Annotated in this window: 21 protein-coding genes; 13 read left to right on the top strand and 8 right to left on the bottom strand. The window is 68.0% G+C overall.

Translation table 11 applies throughout. From position 1 onward, the window contains the following. Positions 1–2: 2 nt before the first annotated feature. The 7 genes from ABZ319_RS01810 to ABZ319_RS01780 form a co-directional block, all read right to left on the bottom strand. A complete protein-coding gene (locus ABZ319_RS01810; protein WP_354984377.1) occupies positions 3–1,709 on the bottom strand; it encodes a thiamine pyrophosphate-binding protein in 1,707 nt (568 codons plus the stop codon). After that, on the bottom strand, positions 1,699–2,625 hold the full coding sequence (locus ABZ319_RS01805; RefSeq protein WP_354984376.1) for an SDR family NAD(P)-dependent oxidoreductase: 927 nt from the start codon (positions 2,623–2,625) through the stop codon (positions 1,699–1,701). The genes ABZ319_RS01810 and ABZ319_RS01805 overlap by 11 nt, the downstream gene beginning before the upstream one ends. Before the next feature lie 31 nt (positions 2,626–2,656). Then, entirely contained in the window at positions 2,657–4,480 is a 1,824-nt protein-coding gene (locus tag ABZ319_RS01800; RefSeq protein ID WP_354984375.1) for an NAD(P)/FAD-dependent oxidoreductase, read from the bottom strand. A 28-nt stretch (positions 4,481–4,508) separates the two neighbouring features. Next, positions 4,509–5,879 (bottom strand): aromatic ring-hydroxylating dioxygenase subunit alpha, encoded by a 1,371-nt coding sequence (locus tag ABZ319_RS01795; protein WP_354984374.1) that lies wholly within the window; start codon positions 5,877–5,879, stop codon positions 4,509–4,511. 27 nt (positions 5,880–5,906) lie between these two features. Continuing rightward, on the bottom strand, positions 5,907–6,752 hold the full coding sequence (locus ABZ319_RS01790) for an SDR family oxidoreductase (RefSeq protein WP_354984373.1): 846 nt from the start codon (positions 6,750–6,752) through the stop codon (positions 5,907–5,909). Between the two features lie 7 nt (positions 6,753–6,759). Next, complete coding sequence (locus tag ABZ319_RS01785; protein WP_354984372.1) at positions 6,760–8,358, bottom strand: SMP-30/gluconolactonase/LRE family protein; 1,599 nt, start codon at positions 8,356–8,358, stop codon at positions 6,760–6,762. A gap of 408 nt (positions 8,359–8,766) precedes the next feature. Then, entirely contained in the window at positions 8,767–9,582 is an 816-nt protein-coding gene (locus ABZ319_RS01780) for an FCD domain-containing protein (protein WP_354984371.1), read from the bottom strand. 125 nt (positions 9,583–9,707) lie between these two features. Between ABZ319_RS01780 and ABZ319_RS01775 the strand changes: the two genes are divergently transcribed. From ABZ319_RS01775 to ABZ319_RS01755, 5 genes are read left to right on the top strand one after another with little or no spacing between them, the layout of a single operon-like run. Next, positions 9,708–10,874, top strand: a complete 1,167-nt coding sequence (locus ABZ319_RS01775) for an acyl-CoA dehydrogenase family protein (RefSeq protein ID WP_354984370.1) — start codon at positions 9,708–9,710, stop codon at positions 10,872–10,874. Positions 10,875–10,897: 23 nt separating this feature from the next. Then, complete coding sequence (locus ABZ319_RS01770) at positions 10,898–11,845, top strand: acyl-CoA dehydrogenase family protein (protein ID WP_354984369.1); 948 nt, start codon at positions 10,898–10,900, stop codon at positions 11,843–11,845. A 3-nt stretch (positions 11,846–11,848) separates the two neighbouring features. Continuing rightward, entirely contained in the window at positions 11,849–12,631 is a 783-nt protein-coding gene (locus ABZ319_RS01765; protein WP_354984368.1) for an enoyl-CoA hydratase/isomerase family protein, read from the top strand. Further along, positions 12,628–13,854: an acyl-CoA dehydrogenase family protein gene (locus ABZ319_RS01760; RefSeq protein WP_354984367.1), complete on the top strand. Its 1,227-nt coding sequence runs from the start codon at positions 12,628–12,630 to the stop codon at positions 13,852–13,854. The genes ABZ319_RS01765 and ABZ319_RS01760 overlap by 4 nt, the downstream gene beginning before the upstream one ends. Next, positions 13,854–14,924, top strand: a complete 1,071-nt coding sequence (locus ABZ319_RS01755; protein WP_354984366.1) for an acyl-CoA dehydrogenase family protein — start codon at positions 13,854–13,856, stop codon at positions 14,922–14,924. The genes ABZ319_RS01760 and ABZ319_RS01755 overlap by 1 nt, the downstream gene beginning before the upstream one ends. Before the next feature lie 23 nt (positions 14,925–14,947). Here the strand turns inward: ABZ319_RS01755 and ABZ319_RS01750 are convergent, their stop codons facing one another. Continuing rightward, positions 14,948–15,283 carry a hypothetical protein gene (locus tag ABZ319_RS01750; protein WP_354984365.1) on the bottom strand — a complete coding sequence of 112 codons (336 nt, stop codon included), beginning with the start codon at positions 15,281–15,283 and terminating at the stop codon, positions 14,948–14,950. A gap of 164 nt (positions 15,284–15,447) precedes the next feature. Here ABZ319_RS01750 and ABZ319_RS01745 point away from each other — a divergent pair, with 164 nt between their 5' ends. From ABZ319_RS01745 to ABZ319_RS01710, 8 genes are all read left to right on the top strand, one after another. After that, positions 15,448–15,843, top strand: a complete 396-nt coding sequence (locus tag ABZ319_RS01745; RefSeq protein ID WP_354984364.1) for a hypothetical protein — start codon at positions 15,448–15,450, stop codon at positions 15,841–15,843. 143 nt (positions 15,844–15,986) lie between these two features. Next, a complete protein-coding gene (locus ABZ319_RS01740; protein WP_354984363.1) occupies positions 15,987–17,294 on the top strand; it encodes a DUF1254 domain-containing protein in 1,308 nt (435 codons plus the stop codon). A gap of 240 nt (positions 17,295–17,534) precedes the next feature. Then, a complete protein-coding gene (locus ABZ319_RS01735) occupies positions 17,535–18,389 on the top strand; it encodes a hypothetical protein (RefSeq protein ID WP_354984362.1) in 855 nt (284 codons plus the stop codon). A 131-nt stretch (positions 18,390–18,520) separates the two neighbouring features. Continuing rightward, positions 18,521–18,748: a hypothetical protein gene (locus ABZ319_RS01730; protein ID WP_354984361.1), complete on the top strand. Its 228-nt coding sequence runs from the start codon at positions 18,521–18,523 to the stop codon at positions 18,746–18,748. Between the two features lie 265 nt (positions 18,749–19,013). Then, positions 19,014–19,436, top strand: coding sequence for a DUF6325 family protein (locus ABZ319_RS01725; protein WP_354984360.1), 423 nt, complete (start codon positions 19,014–19,016; stop codon positions 19,434–19,436). 13 nt (positions 19,437–19,449) lie between these two features. Beyond that, complete coding sequence (locus ABZ319_RS01720) at positions 19,450–19,749, top strand: SHOCT domain-containing protein (RefSeq protein WP_354984359.1); 300 nt, start codon at positions 19,450–19,452, stop codon at positions 19,747–19,749. A 170-nt stretch (positions 19,750–19,919) separates the two neighbouring features. Next, entirely contained in the window at positions 19,920–20,831 is a 912-nt protein-coding gene (locus tag ABZ319_RS01715) for a formylglycine-generating enzyme family protein (protein WP_354984431.1), read from the top strand. Positions 20,832–20,957: 126 nt separating this feature from the next. Further along, entirely contained in the window at positions 20,958–23,462 is a 2,505-nt protein-coding gene (locus ABZ319_RS01710; protein ID WP_354984358.1) for an arylsulfatase, read from the top strand. Positions 23,463–23,660 lie beyond the last annotated feature (198 nt).

Here is a 23,660-nt window from a genome sequence, read left to right as displayed (position 1 = left end):
GACTACTGCGTCCCTTCCGCGTACCAGGTACGGAACTCGTCGTAACTGGGCATCTCCTCGGAGTTGGCCTTCGGGTCGACCGCCACGTGGATGACCCCGACCTTGCCGCTGGCGTAGGCGCGTGCGATGGCCGGCCCGATCTCCTCTTCCTTCTCCACGTACTCGCCGTAGCACCCGAAGCCCTCGGCGACCTTGTCCAGGCGGACATCGGTGCTCCAGTGGGTGCCGGTCTCGAGCGACCCCTGCCCGAACAGTCCCTTGTACACGCCGACCTCGAGGCCCCACGCGTAGTCCACGGCCACCACGCAGACCAGTGGAAGTCCCAGTCGCGCGGCGGTTTCCAGTTCGGCGATGTGGAACTGGAAGGAGGAGTCACCGCTGATCAACATGACCGGCCGCGTGCGGCCCTGTGCGACCGAAGCCCCTACCGCGTAGGGGATTCCGGTCCCCAGGTGCCCGAAGTTCTGATTCCAGATGACATCGCGGGGCTTGGCCTGGGAGTAGGTCCAGCCGAAGATCGTGGTGGCCCCGCCGTCGCGCACCATGATGCCGTCGGCGGGAAATGCCTTGGTGGCCTCCACGATCAAGCGTGCGGGATGCACCGGGGACCGTCCCGAGGGCGCGGTCTCGGCCAGCTCGGCCAGACGCGCGGCGTCCTGTTCGATCCAGCCCGCCAGCTCGGGGGCCGGGGTGCGCGGGGTATCTCGCAGCGCGGCGGTCAGCTGGGGCACGATGGCCCGCAGGTCGCCGACCAGGGGCACGTCGATGGCGCGGTTCACCCCGATGGCCTCCGGATTCTGTTCCACGAGAATCCATTTACGGTTGGCTTCGTTCGCGACCCAGTGCCGCCCGACCCCGTAGTGCACGGGTTCGCCGAGTTCGGTGCCGATGGCCAGGCACAGATCCGAGGCCACCACCGCCTCGATGGCGGACGGGGAGAACCCGTAGGCGAAGGTGCGATCCTCGAGGCCCTCGATGAAGGAGGTGCCGCCGGAGGTCTGGATGACCGGGCACGCCATGACCTCAGCCAGCTCGCGCACCGCGGCCCCGGCGCGGGTGGTGTGCACCCCGTGCCCGACCAGCAGGATCGGCTGCGCGGCGGACCGGATCAGCTCGGCTGCCTCGTCGATCAGGTTCTGGCCCGCGGTCTGACCGACGAGCCGATACCGGTGCGGCGGCAGCGGTTCCGGGACGTCGAGTTCCTCCTGGATGATGCCCTTGGGCCATTCGATGTACACGGGACCCGGGGTGCCGGTGAGCGCGCGGCGCAGGCCCTCGCGAATGATCTCGTCGGTCTGATCGGCGTATTCGATGCTGGCGCTGTACTTCACCGACGGCGTGAACAGCTCGGCCTGCTTCACGAACTGGATCCGCCCGCGCCGCACCCGCTGTTCGGTGATCCGGGCACGCTGGCCGCCGAGGAAGATGACGGGGGAGTTCTCCACCTTCGCGCACATCATGGCGGCGGCCAGATTCGCCACGCCCGGTCCCAGGGTGCCGATGCAGACCGCGGCCTTACCGGTCATCCGCGAGACCGCCTCGGCCATGAAGCCCGCCGATTCCTCGTGGTGCGGTGCGATCACATTCCAGCCGCGTTCCTCGGCGAGATGGAACATGTGCACGAAGTTCGGGTCGGGAATACCGAAGATCGTGTCGATGCCCTCGGCCTCGAAGAGCTGGAGGATGCGTTCGAAAACCTTAACGGCCATGGTTGGCTGCCTCCGTGGCTAGCTCGAAACTCTTGGTCAGATGAACGGTGTGGCCGTCGGGCACCGGGGCCAGGGTCCAGGCGCCCGCGGTGTCGCGAATGCCCTGGATCTGCGCGCCGATCTCCTCGACGCTCCAGTCGGGCCGGTAGACGCCCGGGGTCTCGGCGATGTACGCGCGCGCCACCCGGCCCGCCACGGCCACCAGCATTTCGCCGGTGACGGAACAGGATTCGTGTGCCAGCCAGCCGACCGCGGGCGCGATGAGCTCGGGCCCCATCGGGGGATAGGCCGAGGTGTCCAGGCCGTCGGCCAGGCGGGTGACCGCCGCGGGCACGATGACGTTGCTCTTGATGTCGTGCTCGGCCCCTTCCAGGGCGATCACGTTCGAGAGCCCGATCATCGCGGACTTGGACACGGCGTAGTTCACCACGCCCTTGTTGCCGTACAGCCCGCCGATGGAGGAGGTCAGCACCACGCGCCCGTACCCGGCGTCGGCCATGACCGGGAACGCCGGTCGCACCAGGTGATACGCACCGCGCAGGTGGACGTCGAGGACGGATTCGAAGTCCTCGTAGGACAATTCGCGCAGTGAGCCGTAGCGCACGTTGCCCGCGTTGTGGATGAGGATGTCCAGCCGGCCGTAGCACCCCAGCGCGGTGTCGATGATCGCCTGCCCGCCGTCGGGCGTGGCCACCGATTTGGTGCAGGCGATGGCCGTGCCACCGGCCGCCTCGATCTCCCGGACGACCGAGACCGCGGGGTTCGCGTCGACGCCGTCGCCGCGCACACTGCTGCCCGGATCGTTCACCACCACCTTCGCCCCGCGCGCGGCCAGCAGCAGCGCGTAGGCCCGGCCCAGACCGCGGCCGCCGCCGGTGACCACGGCGACCCGGCCGTCGTATCTCAGTTCATCCACGAAATATCCTCTCCTGCAACGACGTACGCGACTACTTGCCGACGCTCAATCCCGGCATGTCCCCGGCGTCCCGCCAGCCCTGCAGCACGTCCTCGAACGCGTAGAAGCCCGGCCAGTAGGGCTCGCCCAGATGCGAGCGAATGTTCTTCTCGCCTTCGTTGTTGTAGTAGCCGGGCGTGCACTCGCGCTGGAACGCCGAATTGTCGATGGCGGTCTCGCGCACGGTGGCGACCCACGCGGCCACCGCCTCCGCGGTCGGCTCCACGGTGGTGATTCCACCGGCGACGGCCTGTCCGAGAATGTGCGCGATGTGTTTGGCCTGCTGATCGAAGACCGCGGTGATGCTGGCGGTGACCCCGCCCTGCAGGAACCCGGTGAAGAAGACATTCGGGAAGCCGTGGGTGGTGAGCCCGTGCAGGGTCGAATAGCCCTGCGCCCAATGCTCGTACAGCGAGAGCCCGTCGCGGCCGGTGAACGGCGCGATCCCCAGGCGGCGATCCAGATCGGTGGTGATCTCGAAGCCGCTGGCGAAGATGATGCAGTCCACCTCGTGCTCGACGCCGTTCGCGACGATGCCCTTGGCGGTGATCCGCTCCACGCCCTTGGTGGCCGCGACGTCGACCAGCGTGACGTTGTCGCGGTTGTACGTCGGCAGGTATTCATCGCTGAAACACGGCCGCTTGCACAGGAACCGGTAGTAGGGCTTGAGCGCCTCGGCGATCGCCGGGTCGTCCACGAGCTCGTCCACGCGCTGCCGCACGCGCTCCATCGCCCGGTAGTCCTCGATCTCGCGCAGCTCGACGAACTTCTCCGGGGTCAGCGACGCCCAGCCGTTGCTCGCGCTGATGTTCGCTTCCAGATTCCGGGAAACCTCGGTCCAGCCGTCGCAGATCAGATCCTTCTCACCCGGCGCGAACGCCTCGAACGCGGCGGTGTGGAAGTTGCGCTTGCGCACCTCGGTCCAGCCGGGCTCGAGGGTCGCGGCCCAGTCGGGATCGGTGGGGATGTCGCCGCGCTCGTTGATGAACGACGGCGTGCGCTGGAAGACGTACAGGTGCTCGGCGGATTCGGCGATGTGCGGAATGACCTGGACGCCACTGGCTCCCGTTCCGATGACCGCGACCTTCTTGCCGGCGAGCTTGTCCAGCCCGCCGCGCGAGCTGCCGCCGGTGTAGTCGTAGTCCCAGCGTGCGCTGTGGAAGGTGTGGCCCTCGAAGTCGCCGATGCCGGGGATGCCGGGCAGTTTCGGCTTGTTGAACGGTCCCTGCGCCATGATCACGAACCGGGCCCGGAGGTCGTCGCCGCGATTGGTGCCGATGCGCCAGCGCTCGATCGCCGCGTCCCATTCCAGGGATTTGACCATGGTGCCGAAGATGGCCCGCTCGTACAGGTCGTAGTGCTTGCCGATGCGCTGGGCGTGCTCGAAGTTCTCGTCCCCGCGGGTGTACTTCTCGCTCGGGATGTAGCCGGTCTCCTCGAGCAGCGGCAGATACAGGTAGCTGTCGGTGTCGACCTGGATCCCCGGGTAGCGGTTCCAATACCAGACACCGCCGAAATCGCCCGCGTGCTCGATGATTCGGAAGTCGGTGACCCCCGCCTCGCGCAGCCGCGCCCCGGCGAGCAGCCCGGCCCAGCCGCCGCCCAGCACCGCGACGCCGATCTCCTCGGTGATCGGCTCGCGCGGCACCACCGGGGAGTAGGGGTCGCCCTCGTGGAACTGCTCGAACCCGCTCTCGGTGGTCAGGTACTGGTCCTGGCCCTCGGTCCGCAGGCGCTTATCGCGTTCGGCGAGGTATTTCGCGCGCAGCGCGGGCAGATCGATCTCGGGCGTCTGCGTGGGTGTGCAGTCTTGCATTGTGTGTTTCCTTGTCGAAGAAGCTGATTCAGGCCAGATCTCGGGGTTCGCCGGTCCCCATGTAGGTGGCCAGGTTGTGGTGCAGGTTCACGACGCTGCGTTCGCGGTAGGGATTGGGTTTGGGGCCGGAGAACCCGCGGCTCTTCATGCCCTGCTGGACGGCGGCCATATTGTCGAAGTCCTGGGGCAGCACCGTGCGCCAGCCGGGATCGCCGACCGGGGTGTACTCCCATTCGGTCTCGGGTTCCTCGCCGAGCGGGAACAGCTCGAACACCGCGGCTTCGAACACGCATTTGTCCGGGTCCTGGCCGTAGGGCCGGAATCGGTAGCAGAGCATGTTGTTCAGTGCGTGGCCGATCTGGAAGTTGGGGAAGATCTGCCACGCGGTCCCCGCGCGTGCGACCACGGCGGGATCGATCTTCGGCCAGATCACCCCGCGCGCTTCGTCTTCCGCGCGGGCGGTGTCGAGCCAGTAGCGCAGCACCTCGGGGGCCGGTGTGCCCTCGGGCACTTCGTCGACGAGGCGGTTCGCCACGTCGACGAGGGTGCGGGTGGTGTTGGTATTGGCGTTCTCCCAGGTGAAGTTCTGGAGTTCGGCCGTGGCCAACCGGGCGTCCGGGCCGCTGCCCAGGCGCACCTTGGCCTGGTTCTCCTCCATGCCCTTGGGCGCGTCGTAGCCGATGTTGCTGTGCTTGCCCTGGGCTCGCGCCCAGCCCAGGAACTGGCCGAAGTTCATGAACTCGGGGTGCGTGTAGGGGACGTGGTAGGTCTCCATGAACGCCTCGAAGGCGACCTTCCAGTTGCAGTCGAAGGTCAGCCAGCGCCGCCACCGGTAGCGCATGTTCTCGAGTTCGAAATGCTCGAGCAGGCTCGCGGCCGGTTCCAGGTAGTCCCGCAGCGGCTCGCACTCGGGATCCATGTTGATGAAAACCCAACCGCCCCAGGTGTCCACCTGTACCCGCGCGAGGCCGTCATTGCGTTCGGTGAGCCCGCAGGTCCAGTCCTCGCGTTCGGCGGCGAAGGTGTTGCGGCCCTCGAGGTCGTAGCGCCAGCCGTGGAAACCGCAGACGAATTGCCGTGCCGCGCCGCGGGCGTCGTGCGCGCCGGGCGGGGTGTCGACGAGCCGGCGGCCGCGGTGCGCGCACACGTTGTGGTAGGCGCGAATCGTGTCCGGCGCGGTGCGCACCACGATGATCGAGTCGGCCATGATCTCGTACGTGAGGTAGTCGCCGACCTTCGCGATCTCCTCCACGCGACAGACCTGCTGCCATATCTTGGCCCACAGCTTGTCGCCTTCGGCGCGGGCGTACTCCGGCGAGATGTAGGCCTCGACCCCGATCTGCTTCGGGGTGGCGAGCGGTTCGGCAGGGGCGGAAGTGTTTTCGACGGTATCGGTCACGACATCCTCCTGAGGTTGACCGTGGTGTCAGCGGGTGAGCGAGGCGCGGAAGTCCTCGTTCTCGAGGAACAGCGAGGTGTTGTCGGCCCCCAGGTGGGTCCACTTGAGGTTCAGCCCGCCGTCCACGAGCAGGGTCTGCCCCGTGATGTAGGTGGACAGGTCCGAGAGCAGGAACAGGATGGGGCCGGCCTGTTCCTCGGGCGTGCCGCGCCGCCCCATCGCGATCGCGCGCTGATCGCGTTCGGGATCGTCGCCGACGTAGGCGCGCGAGGCCGGGGTGGCGGTGACGCCGGGGGCGACCGCGTTGACCCGGATCCCGTGCCCGGCCAGCTCGACCGCCAGTGTGCGGGTCACCGCGACGAGCGCGGATTTCGCTGTGCCGTAGGCGATATGGAACGGGGCGGTGTTCATGCCGCTGATCGAGGAGATGGACACGATCGAGCCGGGGTGTCCGGTGGCGGCCAGCTCGGCCGCCACCGCCTGGCTCATGAAGAACATCGACTCGAGGTTCTGGGTGAACAGGGCGCGCCAGTTGTCCCGGGGCACCCGGATCGCGGGCATCCAATCGGCGAGCGCCGCGCCACCGGCGACGTTGACGAGCCCGTGCAATTGCCCGGGTGTGCGGCGGGCGTGCTCGAGCACCGTGGCCACGCCCTCGTCGGTGGACGCGTCGGCGGCCAGCGGAATCACCGGAAGACCCTGTGCTGCAAGGGGTTCGACGTGTTCGGCGAGGTTCTGCGGCGAGCGGCTCACCGCGAGGACGGTCGCGCCCGCGGCGGCGACCAGCCTGGTCACGGCGGTGCCGATGCCGCCGCCGCCCGCGCCGGAGACGATGACGATGCGGCCGTCGAGCCCGAAACCCGGTTCGGTCATGGGGGACTCACGCTCCGATCGTCAGCGCCATGACGCTGCCCTCGGCATCGGCCGAGAGGTAGACGGTGCCGTCCGGACCGGCCGCCAGGCCCGCGAACGGGCCCATGGGGCCGGAGAACGGCGGGCTGGCGTTGAGCGGTTTGGCGACGACCCCGTCGGGTGCGCCCACCGGCAGATTGGCGGCCAGCGTGCGCCGGACCTTGGTCTCGAGATCGACGCCGATGAGCGCCTTGAGGCCCACGTCGAGAATCAGTAACTCATTGCCGCGCAGCAGGATTCCCTGCGGCGACTCGAGTCCGTCGACCACCGTGTCCACGCCGGCGCCGCCGATCGAGACGACTCGTCCGCCGCCGGATTCGGAAACCAGCACCGAGCCGTCCGGGCCGAAGGCCACGCCCATCGGGGCGCTCAGGCCGGACGCGAGCACCTCGACCTCGCCGCTCGCCCGGATCGAGAGCACGCGCCCGGTGCCGAGTTCGGCGGTGACGACGGTGCGGTTCGCGGTCGCGACCAGGCCGTAGAGCTGGTCGAATCCCTCGGCCACGACCTGCGGTTCGGCGTCGGCGCCCGGCTGGAAGAAGGTGACCTGGCCGCTCGAGGTGGTGCCGACGAACTCGCCGGGGCCGACGATGGTGAACCCGCGGATGTAGCCGGGGGTGTTGGGGCTGAAAAGCGAAGCGACGGTGTGCAGTTTGCCTTCGCGCAGCACGTAGAAGAACGTGCCGTCGGCGACATACAGCACGCCCTCGGGCGTGACCGCCAGGTCCAGGGGCCACAGCAGGCCCCCTTCCAGCAGCGCCCTGGTCTGCCCGCCGGACAGGATCTCGGTGATCTCGCCGCAGAAGTTGGAGACGAACAGCCGGTCGCCGACGAACGTGCAGTTGTCCAGGCCCGAGTTCAGTTGGGCCAGTAGCTGACGCTCGCCGGTGCGCGGGTTGATGCGCAGCACCTCTCCGGTGTGCACCTGGGTGGAGACGATGAAGCCCTGGGGGTCGAACTTGACCGAGTCGGGGACGCCGAGGTCACCGACCACGCGTTCGGGCTCGCCGCCGTCGGGGTCGATGCGCCAGATGTCGTTGGTGCCCATGACCGGGTAATAGAGCAGCCCGTCCGGGCCGACCTCCATGGCGTTGGGCATGATCAGGTTGTCCTGCAACACCTTCGGCGCGCTGCCGTCCATCGGCAGTTCCATCAGCCGGCCGCCGGGTCGGCATTCGTTGACGAACAACCGGCCCTGGTGCACGGTGATGCCGTTGGCGCCGGGCAGGTCGTCGCGCAGCACCCGCGAGCGGCCGTCCTTGCCGCGCACGCTCACCCGAGCGTCCAGGTATTCGGTGGCGATGATGTTGCCGTCGGGGTCGAAGGCGATGTCGTCGGGTGCGACGATGTCGCCGCCCTTGGCGCTGATGGTTTCGATGTCGCCGGTGGTGATGTCGATGGCGCTGATCGTGCTGCCTGCGACCTGGGCGACGTATATCCGGTTGTCGGCGCCGGTGCGCAGGCCGTTCGCCCCGAAGAGCCGGCTGGGCGGCGTCAGTCGTTCGATGCGCACGCCGTCGGCGAGGGTGATGGATGTGGTGCTGCTGTAGCGCGCCCCTTGAGACAAGGCGGGGCCTCCCGTGTGAGTGCGAAGTGCGGTCGCGGATGTCGGGCTGCGCTGCCGGGGGCGATTCCGTGGGCGTGATGCAGGCCACTGATCCGTGGGAGTACGCTACTTCAATCCTCATAAGGATAGCAATAGTTCGGGGTTGAGAGCCCTGGATCGGGTGTGAATCGCAGGGTTGTGGATGGTGCCGGACCGCCCGGTCCCGGTGTGGTTCGGGCGACGAATGATGCAGTTGGACAGTGCTATTCGGCCGGGACTCGGCCGTTTCTCCCGTGCGTCGGCAGGCTACGGTCCGGCAGTATGGAGACTTACGTAAGTCTTGTAGGAGAATTAAATACTGACATGCGAGAGCAGCATTATCGCACGTACAGGCCAGATTTGGCGCCCGAATTCGGGTAGAAGCAGGCCTCAGATGCGCGTGCGAGGGGTCGATCCGAAGGTCGAGCGCGCGGACGCGGCCGCATTGACCACGCCGTCGCCGAACCGATCGATCACCAGGGCCTGGGTGGCGGTCAGATGCGTGCGGTACAGCCGCTCGGCCTCGGACGCACGCCCGGCCGCGATCTCGCGCACGATGCGCCGGTGGGTGCGCACCACCTCGGACGCTTCATCCGCCGAGGGGTACTCCCCGCGCTTGGTGAGCGCCTCCGCCCACGCCTCCTCCTGGGTCGACCACAGCGCGACCAGGGTGCTCACCACGTAGCGCACGGTGAGATTGGGGGTGAAAGAGACGATGAGATCGTGGAACTCGCGCGCGGTGTGGGTGAAGGCAACGCCGTCCTCGACCAGCGCCGCGCACGCGTCGGCGTTCGCGGTCAGGGCCGGGACCACGGTCTCGGCTCGGTCGGCGCGCTCGGCGCAGGCCCGCGCGCACTGCGGTTCCAGCAGTCGCAGGCCATCGGCCAGGTCCCCGAGGGTGACCCGTGCGCCCTGCAGGGCCAGGCCCAGGTGATACGCCGCCGAGGACTCGTCGGGCCGATGCACCTCCGCGCCACCGACATTCCCGCGCCGGACCGTGACCAGGCCCTCGGTCTCGAGAATGCGCAGGGCCTCGCGGATCGAGGGATAGCTGACCCCGAAGTCCTGTACCAGCTGCTCCTGGGTGGGCAGGCGGTAGTCTTCGTCACCGGCGAGAATGCGTGAACGCAGTTCCGCGGCAACGGTTTCGGCGATACGCAGCTGCGGTGTGCGACCGGCGGGCCGGCCCCGCCGGGCAGAGGTCACGCCGACCGTCCCGGATTCGTGCGCACGCCCACCGGCGCCTCTGGTTGCATTAGCGGGAGTCTAGTCACCGGCGTATTGGCCTTCAAACATTGCTATCCTTATGAGGATTGAAGTAGCCTCCGCCCATGGACTTCACAATGGGAGAGTCCGTCGCGACGCTCAGGGGGGACCTGCGGCGTTTGATAGCGGACGAGGTCCCGGCCGAATTTCTCGGTGCTTTCACCGACGATCCCGCCGATCTGGCCGTGGCCCAGCGCTTCTGCCGGTTGCTGTCGGACCGGGGGCTGCTGTGCGCGGCGTGGCCCGAGGAATTCGGCGGGCGCGGGGCCTCGATCTGGGAACAGACCGCGGTCCGCGAGGAGATGTGGGCGCGGCACGAACCCCGGGGCGCGCAGTACATGGGCGTGAACTGGGTCGGGCCGACGATCATGCGGCACGGCAGCGCCGAACAGCAGCGCAAACACCTGCCGCCCATCGCCCGCGGCGAGGTGATCTGGTGTCAGGGCTTCAGCGAGCCCGACGCCGGTTCGGACCTGGCCTCGCTGCGGACCACCGCGCGCCGCGACGGGGACGGCTGGCACATCTCCGGCCAGAAGATCTGGACCTCCTACGCCACGATGGCGCAGTGGTGCTTCCTGCTGGCGCGAACCTCGGTGGAGGATCGAAAACAGCAGGGCCTCACGGTGTTTCTGCTCCCCATGTCCGATCCCGGCATCGAGGTGCGGCCGATTCGCGCCATGCTCGGACCGCATCACCTCAACGAGGTATTCCTGGACGGGGTGCGCGCCACCGAGGCCGACGTACTGGGCGAGGTGGGTCGCGGCTGGTCCGTGGTGCAGGAGGTGCTGGCGTTCGAACGCGTCGGCATCGCGCGCTACGCGCGCTGCGAACGGCTGCTGCACGCCGCCCCGGATGTGCTCCGCGCGCGCTGGGCTGGTCTGCCCGCCGATCTTCGCGGTCGCTGGGCGCGCGGGCTGACGCACTGCCGGCGGGCGCGTCTGCTCGCCTACCAGGTTGTGGCACTACAGGATTCGGGCCGGGTATCCCCGGCGGACGCAGCCGTCTACCGGATCGCGGTGACCCGGCTGGACCAGGAGAGCGCCGCGGTGCTCAGCGAGATAGCGCAGGTGGCCGACCCCGGCGATCCGGCGCAACGCCGGTTCCGCCGTGCGGTCGAGGATCACTGGCGCTACGCCAACGCGGCCACCGTCGCCTCCGGGAGCATCGAGATGCAGCGGATCCTGCTGGCTCGAAACCTACTGGCGTCGCGCACAATTCGCGACGCGGCCTGAATCCTCGCGGCGGAAGAACTGACATGAACATCGAGCTGTGTGACGAGGCCCGGGAATTCGGCCGGGAGTCGCTGCGCGCCTTCCGCGCCGCCGGCGGAGACGAGCTGTTGCAGCGAGCCGAGGCCGAGCCGGCGGTGCGCGGGGAGCTCGTGGAGCCCATACTGACCGCGCTCGGCGCCTGGGACCTCGCGCCGCGGGACGACGCGGTGGAGCTCGAAGCCGCGGCGGCCCTGTGCCGGAGCGCCGGGTACTACGCCGTTCCCTATCCGGTCGCCGAACGCCTGGCGCGGGTGCCGGAATCGGACGGGCTGATCGTGGTGGATGGACCCGAACCCGGTGGTGCGGTCGCGGGACTCGACCTGCGCTGGTCCGCGGTCACGCTGTCCGGCGAGCGAGCCGAAGTCACACCGCGAGAACCGGATTCGCCGCCGCGCACCTCGATGTTCGTGGCTCGGCTCGACCCGGGGCCACCGAGCCCGGTCAACCCGGACGGCGAGCGCGATGCGGCGCTGGCCTTGGCGCTGGCGTGCTGGACGCTGCTCGGCATGCTCGACCGGGCCATGGATCTCGCCCGCGACCACGTGCTCGTGCGCGAGCAGTTCGGGCGGCCGCTCGCGGAGTTCCAGTCCGTGCAGTTCCAGCTGACCGATGCCGAAGTCGAGCGCCGGGGCGTGGAAATGCTTGCCCGCTATGCGCTCTGGAGCATCCAGGACCGCCGGGCGGACGCGCTGAACGACGCGCTCGGGGCCCGGCTGGCCGCCGTCGAAGCCGCCGACATCGTGTTCCGGGTCGCGCACCAGGTTCACGGCGCCCTCGGCTTCTGCGACGAGTCGCCACTGTCCTGGCTGTCCCGGTACAGCCTGCCCCTGCGCCGGTTCCCCTGCGGCCGGTCGGGTACCGAAGCCGCGCTGACCCGCCGCATCGAGGGGCACGGCCTGGCCGGGCTCTTCTCCGAACCCACAGGAGCGTGACGCGTGGCCTACGACCTACCTCCCGAACTCACCGTCGAGAGTGACGGCCCGATCCGTACGGTGATCATCAACCGGCCCGAGGATCTGAACGCGGTGAACCAGGCCCTGCACTGGGCGCTGGCCAATGTCTGGCGGCAGCTCGCGGCCGATACCGAAGCCCGCGTGGTGATCCTGACCGGCGCGGGCCGGACCTTCAGCGCCGGTGGAGATCTGGACTGGATCACCTCGTTTCTCGAGGACCCGGTGGGGCGCGACGAGAGTATTCGCGAAGGCGCGCAGATCATCGAGGAGATGCTGCGTTTCCCGCTGCCGGTGATCGCGGCGGTGAACGGGGCGGCCGTCGGGCTCGGCGCGAGCGTGGCTGTGCTGTCGGACATCGTGCTCATCTCCGAGCGCGCGCACCTGGCGGATCCGCACGTGGCGGTGGGTCTGGTGGCGGGGGACGGGGGCGCGGCGTTCTGGCCGCTGCTCACCCCCATTCTGCGATCGCGGGAATACCTCTACACCGGAGACCGCATCGACGCCGCGACCGCGGTAGAGGTGGGATTGGCCAGCCGGGTGGTTCCGGCGCAGGACCTGCTCGCCGAAGCGCGCACGCTGGCTCATCGCCTGGCCGCGCAGCCGGCCGAGGCGCTGCGAGCTACCAAACGCGTTGTGAACATGTATCTTTCGCAGGCACTGGCGGGTCCGATGCAAGCCGGGTTCGCCGCGGAGGTGGTGACCATGCAGTCGGCCGAGCATCGCGAGAAGTTGTCGGCGCTGCGGCAGCGGGTGCGGGCGCGATGACCGGGCTCGCCGCGCCGGGGCATCTCGCCGATACCGCCGACCTCGGGGAATTCCGCGCCGCCGTGCGCGATTGGTGCCGCGACAATGTTCCCGTGGACTGGCGGCGCGCTCAGACGGGCGCCTCGGAGACGGAGTTCGTGGCGTTTCAGCGGGAGTGGTTCGAGCGGTTGCACCGTGCCGGATTCGCGGTGCCGCACTGGCCCCGCGAGCACGGCGGCGGCATGTCCGTCGAGCGACAGGTCGTGCTCTATCAGGAGCTCGCCGCGCACGACGCGCCCCGGCTGGTGCTGTCCTTCGTCGCGATCCATCACGCCGCGGCCACCCTGCTCGGGGCCGGCACACCCGAGCAGATCGCCCGCCACCTGCCCGCCATCGCCGCGGGCGAGATCTGGGTGCAGGGTTTCTCCGAGCCCGAAGCCGGGTCCGATCTGGCCGCGCTGCGAACCTCCGCCCGGCGCGACGGCTCGGAGTTCGTCGTCACCGGTCAGAAAGTGTGGGCCAGCGGCGCCCAGTACGCGGACTGGTGCCTGCTGCTGGCCCGCACCGATCCGGATGCGCCCAAGCGACAGGGTATTTCGTACTTCCTGCTGGACATGCGCAGTCCCGGAATCGAGGTCCGGCCGATCCGGCAGGCGACCGGGGAGGCGCACTTCTGTGAGATCTTCCTGGATCAGGTGCGGATCCCGGCCGCCAACCTCATCGGCCCCGAACACGGGGGCTGGCAGGTGGCGCAGCGGACCCTGGGCGCCGAACGCGGATTGACCATGCTGGAGCTCGCCGAGCGCCTCGGCAACGCCGGATTCGACCGCCTGGTGCGCGAATGCCTGACCCCGGACCCGCTGGGCGGGCGGCCCATCGATGATCCCCTGGTGGCCGACCGCCTCGCCGTCCTGGACATCGAGATCACCGGACTGCGGGCGCTGTGCCGGGACCTGGTCGAACGCCACGCCACCGACACCGTCGGCCCCGCCGATGCCTCGATCGTGAAGCTCTACTACAGCGAATTGCTGCAGCGCACCATGGATTTCGCCACCGAGATCGGCGGCGTCCCCGCCCACACCGTCCTGCGCAAGCCGATGTCCGGCGGCTGGGAGTCCGGGGCCTGGGTGCTGGATTTCATCGGCTCCTGGGAGTGGACGATTCCGGGCGGGGCCAGCGAGATCCAGCGCACCATCATCGCCGAACGCGGCCTCGGCCTGCCACGCCCCTCGAAGGAGAGCTGATGGTTCCCGCCACCGAGTTCGCCGAACTGCACGGGGAGTTGCGGCAGGTTGCCCGCGACCTGCTCGGCCGGTCGGATCCGGCCCGCGCGGTGGATTGGGCCACGATGGCGCGCGCCGGGTGGCTAGGTCTGGAGGTGGGCGTCGAATACGACGGTGCGGCCGCGACATTCACCGAAGTCGCGGTCCTACTCGGTGAGATCGGCCGCGCCGCGGCGTGCACGGCGTACCCCGGCGTCGCCGCGCTCGGACTCGGGGCGCTGCTGGCCGTGGCACCCGATCCCGACCGCGATCACCTACTGGCGGAATCGGTTTCCGGTGCGGCCGTTCCGGTCACGGTCCTGGACAGCCGAAACATGACCGCCGCCAAACCCACGTTCCACCTGGCCGGCGGCCACCTGCGAGGCGACGCGGACCTGGTGCTCGACGCCCCCCTCGCGACGCACCTGCTGGTCCCCGCCTTCACCCGCGACGGATCCCGCGTGCTGGCCATGGTCATTCCCGGCACGCCCGGCCTCACCGTGTCCGCCCGCCCCGCCGTGGACCACACCCGCCGCCTGGGCCGCGTTCACGCCGACAACGTTCGCGCGGCGGCGGCCTGGGACCTGATTCCCGACCCTCGCACTGCCCTGGGCCACCTCTACGACCGCGCTGCCCTGGCAACGGCCTGCGACAGCCTCGGCATCAGCGAGGCGATGCTCGAGGCCACCGTCGCCTACACGAAGGTTCGTCACCAGTTCGGCTGCCCGATAGGCACTTTCCAGGCGGTGCAGCACGCCTGCGCGGACATGCTCGTGGACATCACTGTTGCCCGCCAATTGGTGGCCGCCGCGATCCGGGCCATGGCGACGAACGACCCCGGCACTCCCACCGCGGTCTCGATGGCCAAGTCCCACACCACCGCCGCGGCCGTCCACATCGCAGGAAAGGCGATGCAGCTACACGGCGGCATCGGCTACACGTGGGAACACAACCTCCACACCCACCTGAAACGTGCCACCCTGAACCGCTCCCTCTTCGGCTCACCCGCCGCCCACCGCCGCCGCCTGGCCACCCGATACCTGGACCGGTAGCGGCTGTTCCGCACGTGCGCCGGTCACATCGGCGGAGTGTCCGCGAACTCCCCGAGGAGTCGAAGCTCGAACTGCCGCTCCACGTCTGCCACCGCGTCGGCGGGCAACTCCGGATTCTCATAGGTGATATTGAGCCAAAGAACCGGCAGCGCACCGGCAACCGCCAACAGTCGCTCGGCCACGAGCAGGTCGTTCGCCATGTCCTCGACCGTGAAGTACGCGCGCGCCTGGAACCGTGCAGACGGATACGACTCGAGGATCGGCCCGAGCACGCCCTTCAGTTCGAGGAGCCGGTCGTAGGCGTCCCGCTTGGTCTCCGCCCGCAGCGGTCCCGCCCATTCCCGGCATGCCAGCGACATCGCTCGACTGTACAACCGTGGTGTCGGTGCCCAGGTGTCGTCCGGGCTCGCCGGTGCGGGCGCTGCCCGTCCGACCAGTCAGTTACCGGTCTTGTCGGCTCGGTGCGGCAGGATGCTCGTGCGCCCGGGACGACAGGTTCCGGCGCCGAAAGAAGGGCGGGGACATGACATTCCACCGATTCACCGAGTCCGCACGACGCGCAGCTCTGCTCGGCGCGCTGCCGCTGGCTCTCCTTGCCGGACCGGCGGTGGGCACCGGACATGCCGCCGAGGATCCACTGACCACCTGGTGCGATCTGTACCTCGGTCAGAGCAAGGCCGAAGTAATGGCCGCGATGGGAACAACGAACGGGCACCGCGCCGATTCGCTCATCGAATTCATCCAATGGATGCACGAGGGGTCGACGACCGCGGAATGGAATCCGGACGGCGCGATCCTGTTCGCGGCCTTCGACAAGGACAACGTCGCGATCAAGCTGCTGGCCTACGACGCGGCAGCCGGGGTCGACGGTGCCACTGCGCCCGCGGGAATCACCTGCGAGCCCTGGCGCGCCTCCTGATTACCTGAACCGGGGCGGGGTGTGCGGATCAGCTCAGTGAACCCGGCAATCCGGACGCGGGTGTCGGCGTATCGTGTGCTGAAGATTGCCAGCGAATTGCTCAGCCGTGGCAGTCAGACGGACCGCAATCCGACGGAGGCGTGATGAGCGTACTGTCCGATGATCTGCACACCCTGAGCTACGAAGCGTATGTCTACCTGTACTCGCTGGTGACGATGGACATCACCCGCACGCAGCAGACCGCGGGCGCGGCGGGTTCGGCGTCCGTGTTCGGTCCGCTGAATCAGTTCCATCATGTGCGGCAGTTCCCGGACGCCGACTTCCGGGCGGTGGTGCGGCCGAACTTCGACACCCTCTATTCCTCCGCGCATCTGGACCTCACACGCGGCCCGGTCCGCCTCCACGTCCCCGACAGCGGCGACCGCTACTTCATGCTGCCGATCCTCGACGCGTGGACCGATGTGTTCGCCAACCCCGGCAAACGCACCACCGGCACCGGCGAACAGGACTACATCATCACCGGTCCCGGTTACCGCGGCACCGTGCCCGACAGGGTGCCCGTGCTGAACTGCCCGACGCCGCACGCCTGGATCATCGGACGCACCCAGACCAACGGCCCCGCCGACTACGACGCGGTCCACCGATTCCAGGAGGGACTGGGACTGACCGAACTGGGCGAGCCCGCCCCCTTTCGATCCGACCCGACCATCGACACCACGACCGAACCGCTGCGGACGGTCAACACCATGCCGGCCACCGACTTCTTCGTCCGCGCTGCCGCCGCGTTGCGTGTCGATCCGCCGCACAGCACCGATTTCTCACAACTGGCTCGCATCTCGCTGCTCGGGATCGTGCCCGGCCGGGATTTCGACCCCACCCGGTTCTCCGCGGACGAACTCGCCGCCATCGAGTCCGGGGTGGCGGCAGCCCGCACCGGGCTGGGTGCATCGATTCCCAAACTCGCGCCGCCCGTCAACGGCTGGGTCACCGTTCTCGGCGCGATGGGCGTCTACGGCAACGACTACGCCAAACGGGCCACCATCACCCTGGTCGGGCTGGGCGCGAACCCGCCCGAAGACGCGATCTACCCCCTGGCCGTCACCGACGCCGACGGCGACCCCATGACCGGTGAAACCGACTACGTCATTCACTTCGCCGAGGGCAAACTCCCACCCGCCGCGGCGTTCTGGTCGGTCACGATGTACGACGCCGAAGGTTTCCAGATCCCCAACGAGCTCGACCGCTTCGCCCTCGGAGACCGAGATGCCCTGCAATACAACGAGAACGGCTCCCTGGATATCTACATTTCGACCAAAAACCCCGGCCCCGAACGGGAATCGAACTGGCTCCCCGCCCCCGCCGGCCCGGTCGGGATCACGATGCGCCTCTACGCGCCCCGCCCCGAAGCCCTCGACGGAACCTGGACTCCACCCCCGATTCGCAAGGCCTGAGTGTGCTTGAATCGGCCGCCGGTCACCGTGATCCGCGGCCGAGTAGCGCGTTCCGCGCTGGTGAGTAGTTTCGCGGTGGGCGGATTCGTGCGTGGCCGGGAGGATTCGGCACGTGCCCCAGAATTCGACTGCCCCGCAACAGGTATTCGCCCACCCGCGCTTGCTTTGGACCGGCTCGGCCCTACTGCTGACCGGCCGCTCGTGCCAGCAACGTAGTTCTGCTGGGAAGCGGTAGATCCCGTGCGGGAAGTCCCGATCGTAGGGGAGTTCGTCGGGGGCCTGATCGTAGGCGCCGCGCCCCTGGCTTCGTCGCTCCTGATCCTGTACGTCGTGCTGCGGTTGTGGGTCAATCGCGTCACGATGCGATTGCTCGGCCGGGGCATCGTCGCAACCGGTATGTACCAACTGCTCCACGGCGTGGCGGTGGTCCCGATAGCCCTGTGGCTTTCGCTTCTCCCCTTGGCATTGTGGTGGTTCTACTGCGGTGCAGTCACTTTCGCAGTAGGCGTTTCGATCGCGCTGATACTCCAGCTGCTGGTCTACCCATTCGCGAGGTTCCTGTACAACTTCCTATGGGACAACCCGGAGGCCCTGCTGAATGAGGCGTCCCATCCCGTCGACACCAGCGCAAGGAGCGGAAGAACAAGGCGTGCTTATGATCTCGACGTGACGTATGCGCTGTATGCCTGGGGAAGCTTCATCGACGAGGTCGGCCTGAACCGCGATCCGGGCTGGCTCGACGCCGCCCTGCTGCGCGGCGAGCGGGACGTTGTCAGCACCGACTTGATGATCGGTGATACCGAGACGTTGCGCGTGGATGGGCCGGGCACGATCTTCGACGTCGACGGCCGGAGGCTCCGCGGCCACGACCTGGTGGGCCGCGACCTGACCGCCGCGAACTGGCAGGTCGCACACATCCTGGTGGCCACCGACGGCACCCGGGAACATGCGCTGACGTTCATGGCGGAGGTCGAGGAGGACGGCGAGTACGAGATCGACGATGAGCCGCAGGACAATCCGGTCGGCGTCGGCGAGGTCGTGAAGCTGTGGTCGGACCAGCACGGCCAGTGGGATCTGGCCCTGGTCCGGATGTAGTTGTCGAGCAGAGCGGTGCGACTCCGGCCGGATCAGGTGGCTCCACGGGTTCCGATGAATCCCGCAGTGCGGGACAATCGAATGCTCGGAAACTAGAGGAAGTTCGCACAGCTGACGGAAGAAGACCTCAAATGAAGATCGCTGCTCTCGTCCTGCTGATGCAGTGCTCGATAGGTGTTGCCGCCGCCGTCGCCGCACCGGTATCCCCAGTGTCCGGGCCGGACCTGGGCGACGTCTGCTACGGCTACGAGATCGGCCGCAGAGCAACGGACCCTGCCACTGGGCAACCGATAATCTGCGACTCCGACTACACATGGAATGTCGACACCGGCCAGGTGCCACACCGCTGGTTCGACTGACTGCCCGGACGACGGCCATTCCCCTGGTGCGCCTGATACGAGGATCGAGTAGCCCAGCAGCGCATGCCCGAACGAGCTTGCGAGCAACGAGAACGACTCGCACTCCGCAAAACGGCATGCCTGCCCGTCCGCGCACACCGCGCGCAATAGGACGAACGTTCTCGACGTGCGCCGGAAATCCACTGTGCGACGAAGGCCCCCGGACGCTCCGCTTCATCCGATTCGGGTGAGGCATCTCCGGCCGTCGAGCCGGATCATGGCCCGTATGTCCGAATCAGCCGCGGGCCTGGGCCCGGTAGAACTGGTCGTGCTCACCTTTCCCGGCAACGTGCTGGCGTCCGCGGTCACCGCGGAACTGCGGGCGGTGCTGGACGGGGGATTCGTGAGCGTCTTGGACCTCGTGTATCTGTCCAAGGACGCCGACGGCGACATCACCGAGAAAGAGTTCGGTGAACCGCTCGACGAGCTCGGGCTGGGGGAGCTGGCCGCCGCGCGTGAGTTGATCAGCAACGAGGACCTGGAGCTCGTGCGCGGAGCGCTGCCGGCGGGGTCCTCGGCGGTGATCGTGGTGTACGAGCAGACTTGGGCGCGCGGGCTGGGGGAGGCGGTGCGCGCCGCCGGGGGTGAGGTCGAACTGCACGTCCAGGTCCCGCGCGACGTCCTTGCCGCCGCGTTGGTCGACGCCTAGAAAGGGTGCGGAAATGCTTCGCAGAGGACGAATCGGACGGCCCGGGCTGCTGGGCACGGTGGCGCGCACGGCGGTCGTCGCAGGGACGGCCAGCGCCACCGCGAACGCGGTCAACCGGCGTGGTGAGCAGCGCGCGGCCGAACAGCAGGCCTACGCCGCGCAGAACGCACCGGTCCAGCCCGTATACGCCCCTCCTGCCGCGCCCCAGGGTGAGGATCTGGTGGTCAAGCTGGAACAGCTGGGCAAGCTGCATGCCACCGGCGTGCTGTCCGACGCGGAGTTCGCCGCCGCGAAATCCCAGCTGCTCGGCTGATTCCGCACCCCGCTGGTCGCCGGCACCCGAGCCGCGCCTGCTGCTGCGGCGTGGCGAACTCTCCGCCGACTCCCGAAAAGGCAAGGTGGAGGCCACGATCGAGGTCCGGTGAGCGGCGGTGGAGGTGGTCGGTGCAGACGAGCGGTTCGGTGACTTCGGCACGCAAAGGGATGGTGTGCGTCCCGGGCGGTGAGTTCGTGATGGGCTCGCTGGACTTCTTTCCCGAGGAGCAGCCGCTGCGCACGGTGTCGGTTGAGCCGTTCTGGATGGACGCGCACCCGGTGACCAACACCGCGTTTCGCCGGTTCGTGCGCGCGACCGACTACGTGACCATGGCCGAGCGAGAGCTGAATCCGGCCGATTTCCCCGGCGCCGACCCGGCGGATCTGGTGCCCGGCGCGCTGGTGTTCACGCCGACCTCCGGGCCGGTGCCGCTCGACGATTGGCGGCGGTGGTGGTCGTGGTCCGCGGGCGCGTGCTGGCGGCATCCCGGCGGAGCCGGAACGAATCTCGATGGGCGCGAACACCATCCGGTGATTCACATCGCGTACGCCGACGCGGCCGCCTACGCCGAATGGGCGGGCAAGACGCTGCCGAGCGAGGAGCAGTGGGAGTTCGCCGCACGTGGCGGACTGGCCGAAACCACCTACGCCTGGGGTGCGGAGTTCGAACCGCGCGGACGGCGCATGGCCAATACCTGGGTGGGTCGATTCCCCTGGGAGTTCCTGCCGGGCCGGGGACAGACGGCGCAACCCGGCACGACCAAGGTCGCCGGCTATCCGCCCAACGGATACGGCCTGTTCGACATGACCGGCAACGTGTGGGAGTGGACAACCGACTACTTCCGTCCCGGCCATCGGGAGGCTCCGGCGACTTCGTGTTGCAGCCCGACCGGCGGACCCGCGGGGTTCGAACCGCCCCCGCTCGAGCCGGGTGAACGGTTCGCGCGCCGGGTGGTCAAGGGCGGGTCGTATCTCTGCGCGCCGAACTACTGCCTGCGCTACCGTCCGGCCGCTCGGCAGGGGCAGACCGAGGACACCGCGACCGCCCATCTCGGCTTCCGCTGCATCACGCCCAATTGACGAACCGGCAAACGATAGTCGATCGATTGAACTGGGGTTATAGACTTTGGCTAAGATTTAGCAACTTTTCTGCGGGGTAGTGCGTCAGCACTACGAGCGTCGAAACAGCGTGCCTAGTCTCCGGGCATGACTTCGTTGGATGGCGAGCAGTCGAACGATTCCGAACCCACTCCCGCGCCCCGCAAACTCTCGAGGCGATTCATGCTCGGCGGCCTCGCGGCAGCGGGTGCGGGCGCTGCGGCCGCCCCACTGCTGGCCGCCTGCGGCAACGACAAGTCCGACGGCCCGCCGGGATACGGGACCGGGATCAACGAGGGCTTCGATGGCGACATCGAGCTCGACGTCCGCGATTCCAAGCCGGACTGGACCCCCTTCGAGGTGAAGAAGGCCCCCGAAGGCGCACCCAACGTGCTGGTGGTGCTGTTCGACGACACCGGCCTGGCGTCGTGGTCTCCCTACGGTGGCCGGATCAATATGCCGACCCTCCAGAAGCTGGCCGACGAGGGCCTGACGTACACACAGTGGCACACCACCGCCCTGTGTTCGCCCACCCGCTCCACCATGCTGACCGGGCGCAACCATCACGTGAACCGATTCGCCTCGATCACCGAGTCCACCAACGGTTTTCCCGGCGCGGCCGGTCGCCTGCCCGCGCAGTGCGCGACGGTCGGTCAGATCCTGCAGGACAACGGCTACTCCACGTTCTGGGTGGGCAAGAACCACAACGTGCCCGAGGAGGACGTGTCCTCCGGCGGCTCGAAGTCGGAATGGCCCCTGGCGAAGGGTTTCGACCGGTACTACGGCTTCCTCGGCGGTGAAACCAACAACTGGTATCCGGACCTGGTGGAGGACAACCGGTTCATCGAACCCCCGCAAACCCCGGAACAGGGCTATCACCTGTCGAAGGACCTGGCGGACAACGCGATCAAGATGATCCGCGATCAGCGCTCCTCGAATCCGTCCAAGCCCTGGTACATGTGGTTCTGCCCCGGCGCCAACCACGCCCCGCATCACAGCCCGGCCGAATACGCCGAGAAGTACAAGGGCCAGTTCGACGACGGCTACGAGGCGTACCGGACGTGGGTGCTGGGCCGGATGATCGACAAGGGCATCATGCCCCAGGGCACCCAGCTCACCCCGCTGAACCCGCTGCCGAAAGACGTTGCGCTGGACGATGATCAGGTGCTGCCGTGGGATTCGCTCAGCGCCGATCAGAAGCGGTTGTTCTCCCGCATGGCGGAGGTCTTCGCCGGATTCTCCGAGTACACCGATGCGCAGGTGGGCCGGATCATCGACTTCCTGGACCAGACCGGACAGCGGGAGAACACGGTCATCATGTTCGCCGCGGACAACGGCGCATCCGGTGAGGGCTCGCCGAACGGATCGGTGAACGAGAACAAATTCTTCAACGGCTATCCGGACTCGCTCGAAGAGAACATGCGGTACATCGATGTTCTGGGCACTCCGGCGACCTACAACCACTACCCGACGGGCTGGGCCGCGGCGTTCTCCACCCCGTTCCAGATGTTCAAACGCTACGCCCAGTTCTCCGGCGGCACCTGCGATCCGCTGGTCATCTCCTGGCCCAAGGGCATCAAGGCCAAAGGCCAACTGCGCCACCAGTACCACCACAGCACCGACATCGTAGCCACCATCTACGACGTCACCGGCGTGGAGATGCCCGACACCTACCGCGGCGTCAAACAGTATCCGCTCAACGGTGTTTCGATGCGGTACACCTTCGACGATCCCGACGCGGCCACCAAGAAGGAAAAGCAGTACTACGCCATGCTCGGCACCCGCGGCATCTGGCAGGACGGCTGGAAGGCATCCGCGATCCACGCCGCGATCTCGGGCGAAGGTCATTTCGACGACGACAAGTGGGAGCTCTACCACGTCGACGAAGATCGCTCCGAGTCCAAGAACCTAGCGGACGAGAATCCGGACAAGCTCAAAGAGCTCATCGCGCTGTGGGATACCGAAGCCAAGGACAACTACGTTCTGCCGCTCGACGACCGCACCGCCGTCGAACAGCTCGGCGTCGAACGCCCGCAGGCCGAGCCCCCGCGCGACAAGTACGTCTACTACCCCGGCACCTCGCCGGTTCCCGAGGGCGTGGCGGTCAATATCCGCGGCAAGTCCTACAAGATCCTCGCCGATGTCGATCTCGCCCCCGATGCGCAGGGCGTGATCTTCGCGCACGGTTCACGATTCGGCGGTCACACGCTGTTCGTGAAGGACAACACCCTGCATTACGTCTACAACTTCCTCGGCATCGCTCCGGAGCAGGACTTCGTCGCCTCGCAGCCGCTCACCCCCGGCAAGCACGTGGTGGGTATGGAGTTCAAGATCGAGGGCAAGGGTCCCGACGGCGAATCCACCGGCACCACAACGCTGTACATCGACGGCCAGCCGGTCGGCACCGGACCCATGCGCGCCCAGGTCGGCAAATTCACCCTCGCGGGTGACGGGTTGTGCGTCGGCTGGGACAGCGGCGACAACGTGTCGCAGCAGTACCAGCATCCCGGCACGTTCACCGGCGGCACCATCGCCGACGTCACCATCTCCACCGGCAACGAGACCTACGCCGATCTGCAGAAGGAAGCCGCGGCGGCGCTGTCGCGCAACTAGCGGTATCGAATTGCGTTGTGGGGTAGCACAAAGCGCTTCCTCGCAGCGTCGCCCAACGTCGGCCCGAGCTCCCCGGAGCGGGCCGGCGTTGTGTCGGTCATATGATGCGCACGGAAGATCGTGGTGCGGGCTGAGACTTCGCGCCGCGCCTTGGATGCGGCGGCTGCCGGTGACTCTCGACCACCGCGCGGTGCGCTG

It is taken from the genome of Nocardia sp. NPDC005978, assembly GCF_040614455.1.
Lineage (GTDB): Bacteria > Actinomycetota > Actinomycetes > Mycobacteriales > Mycobacteriaceae > Nocardia.
This window is presented reverse-complemented; position numbering and strand designations above follow the sequence as displayed.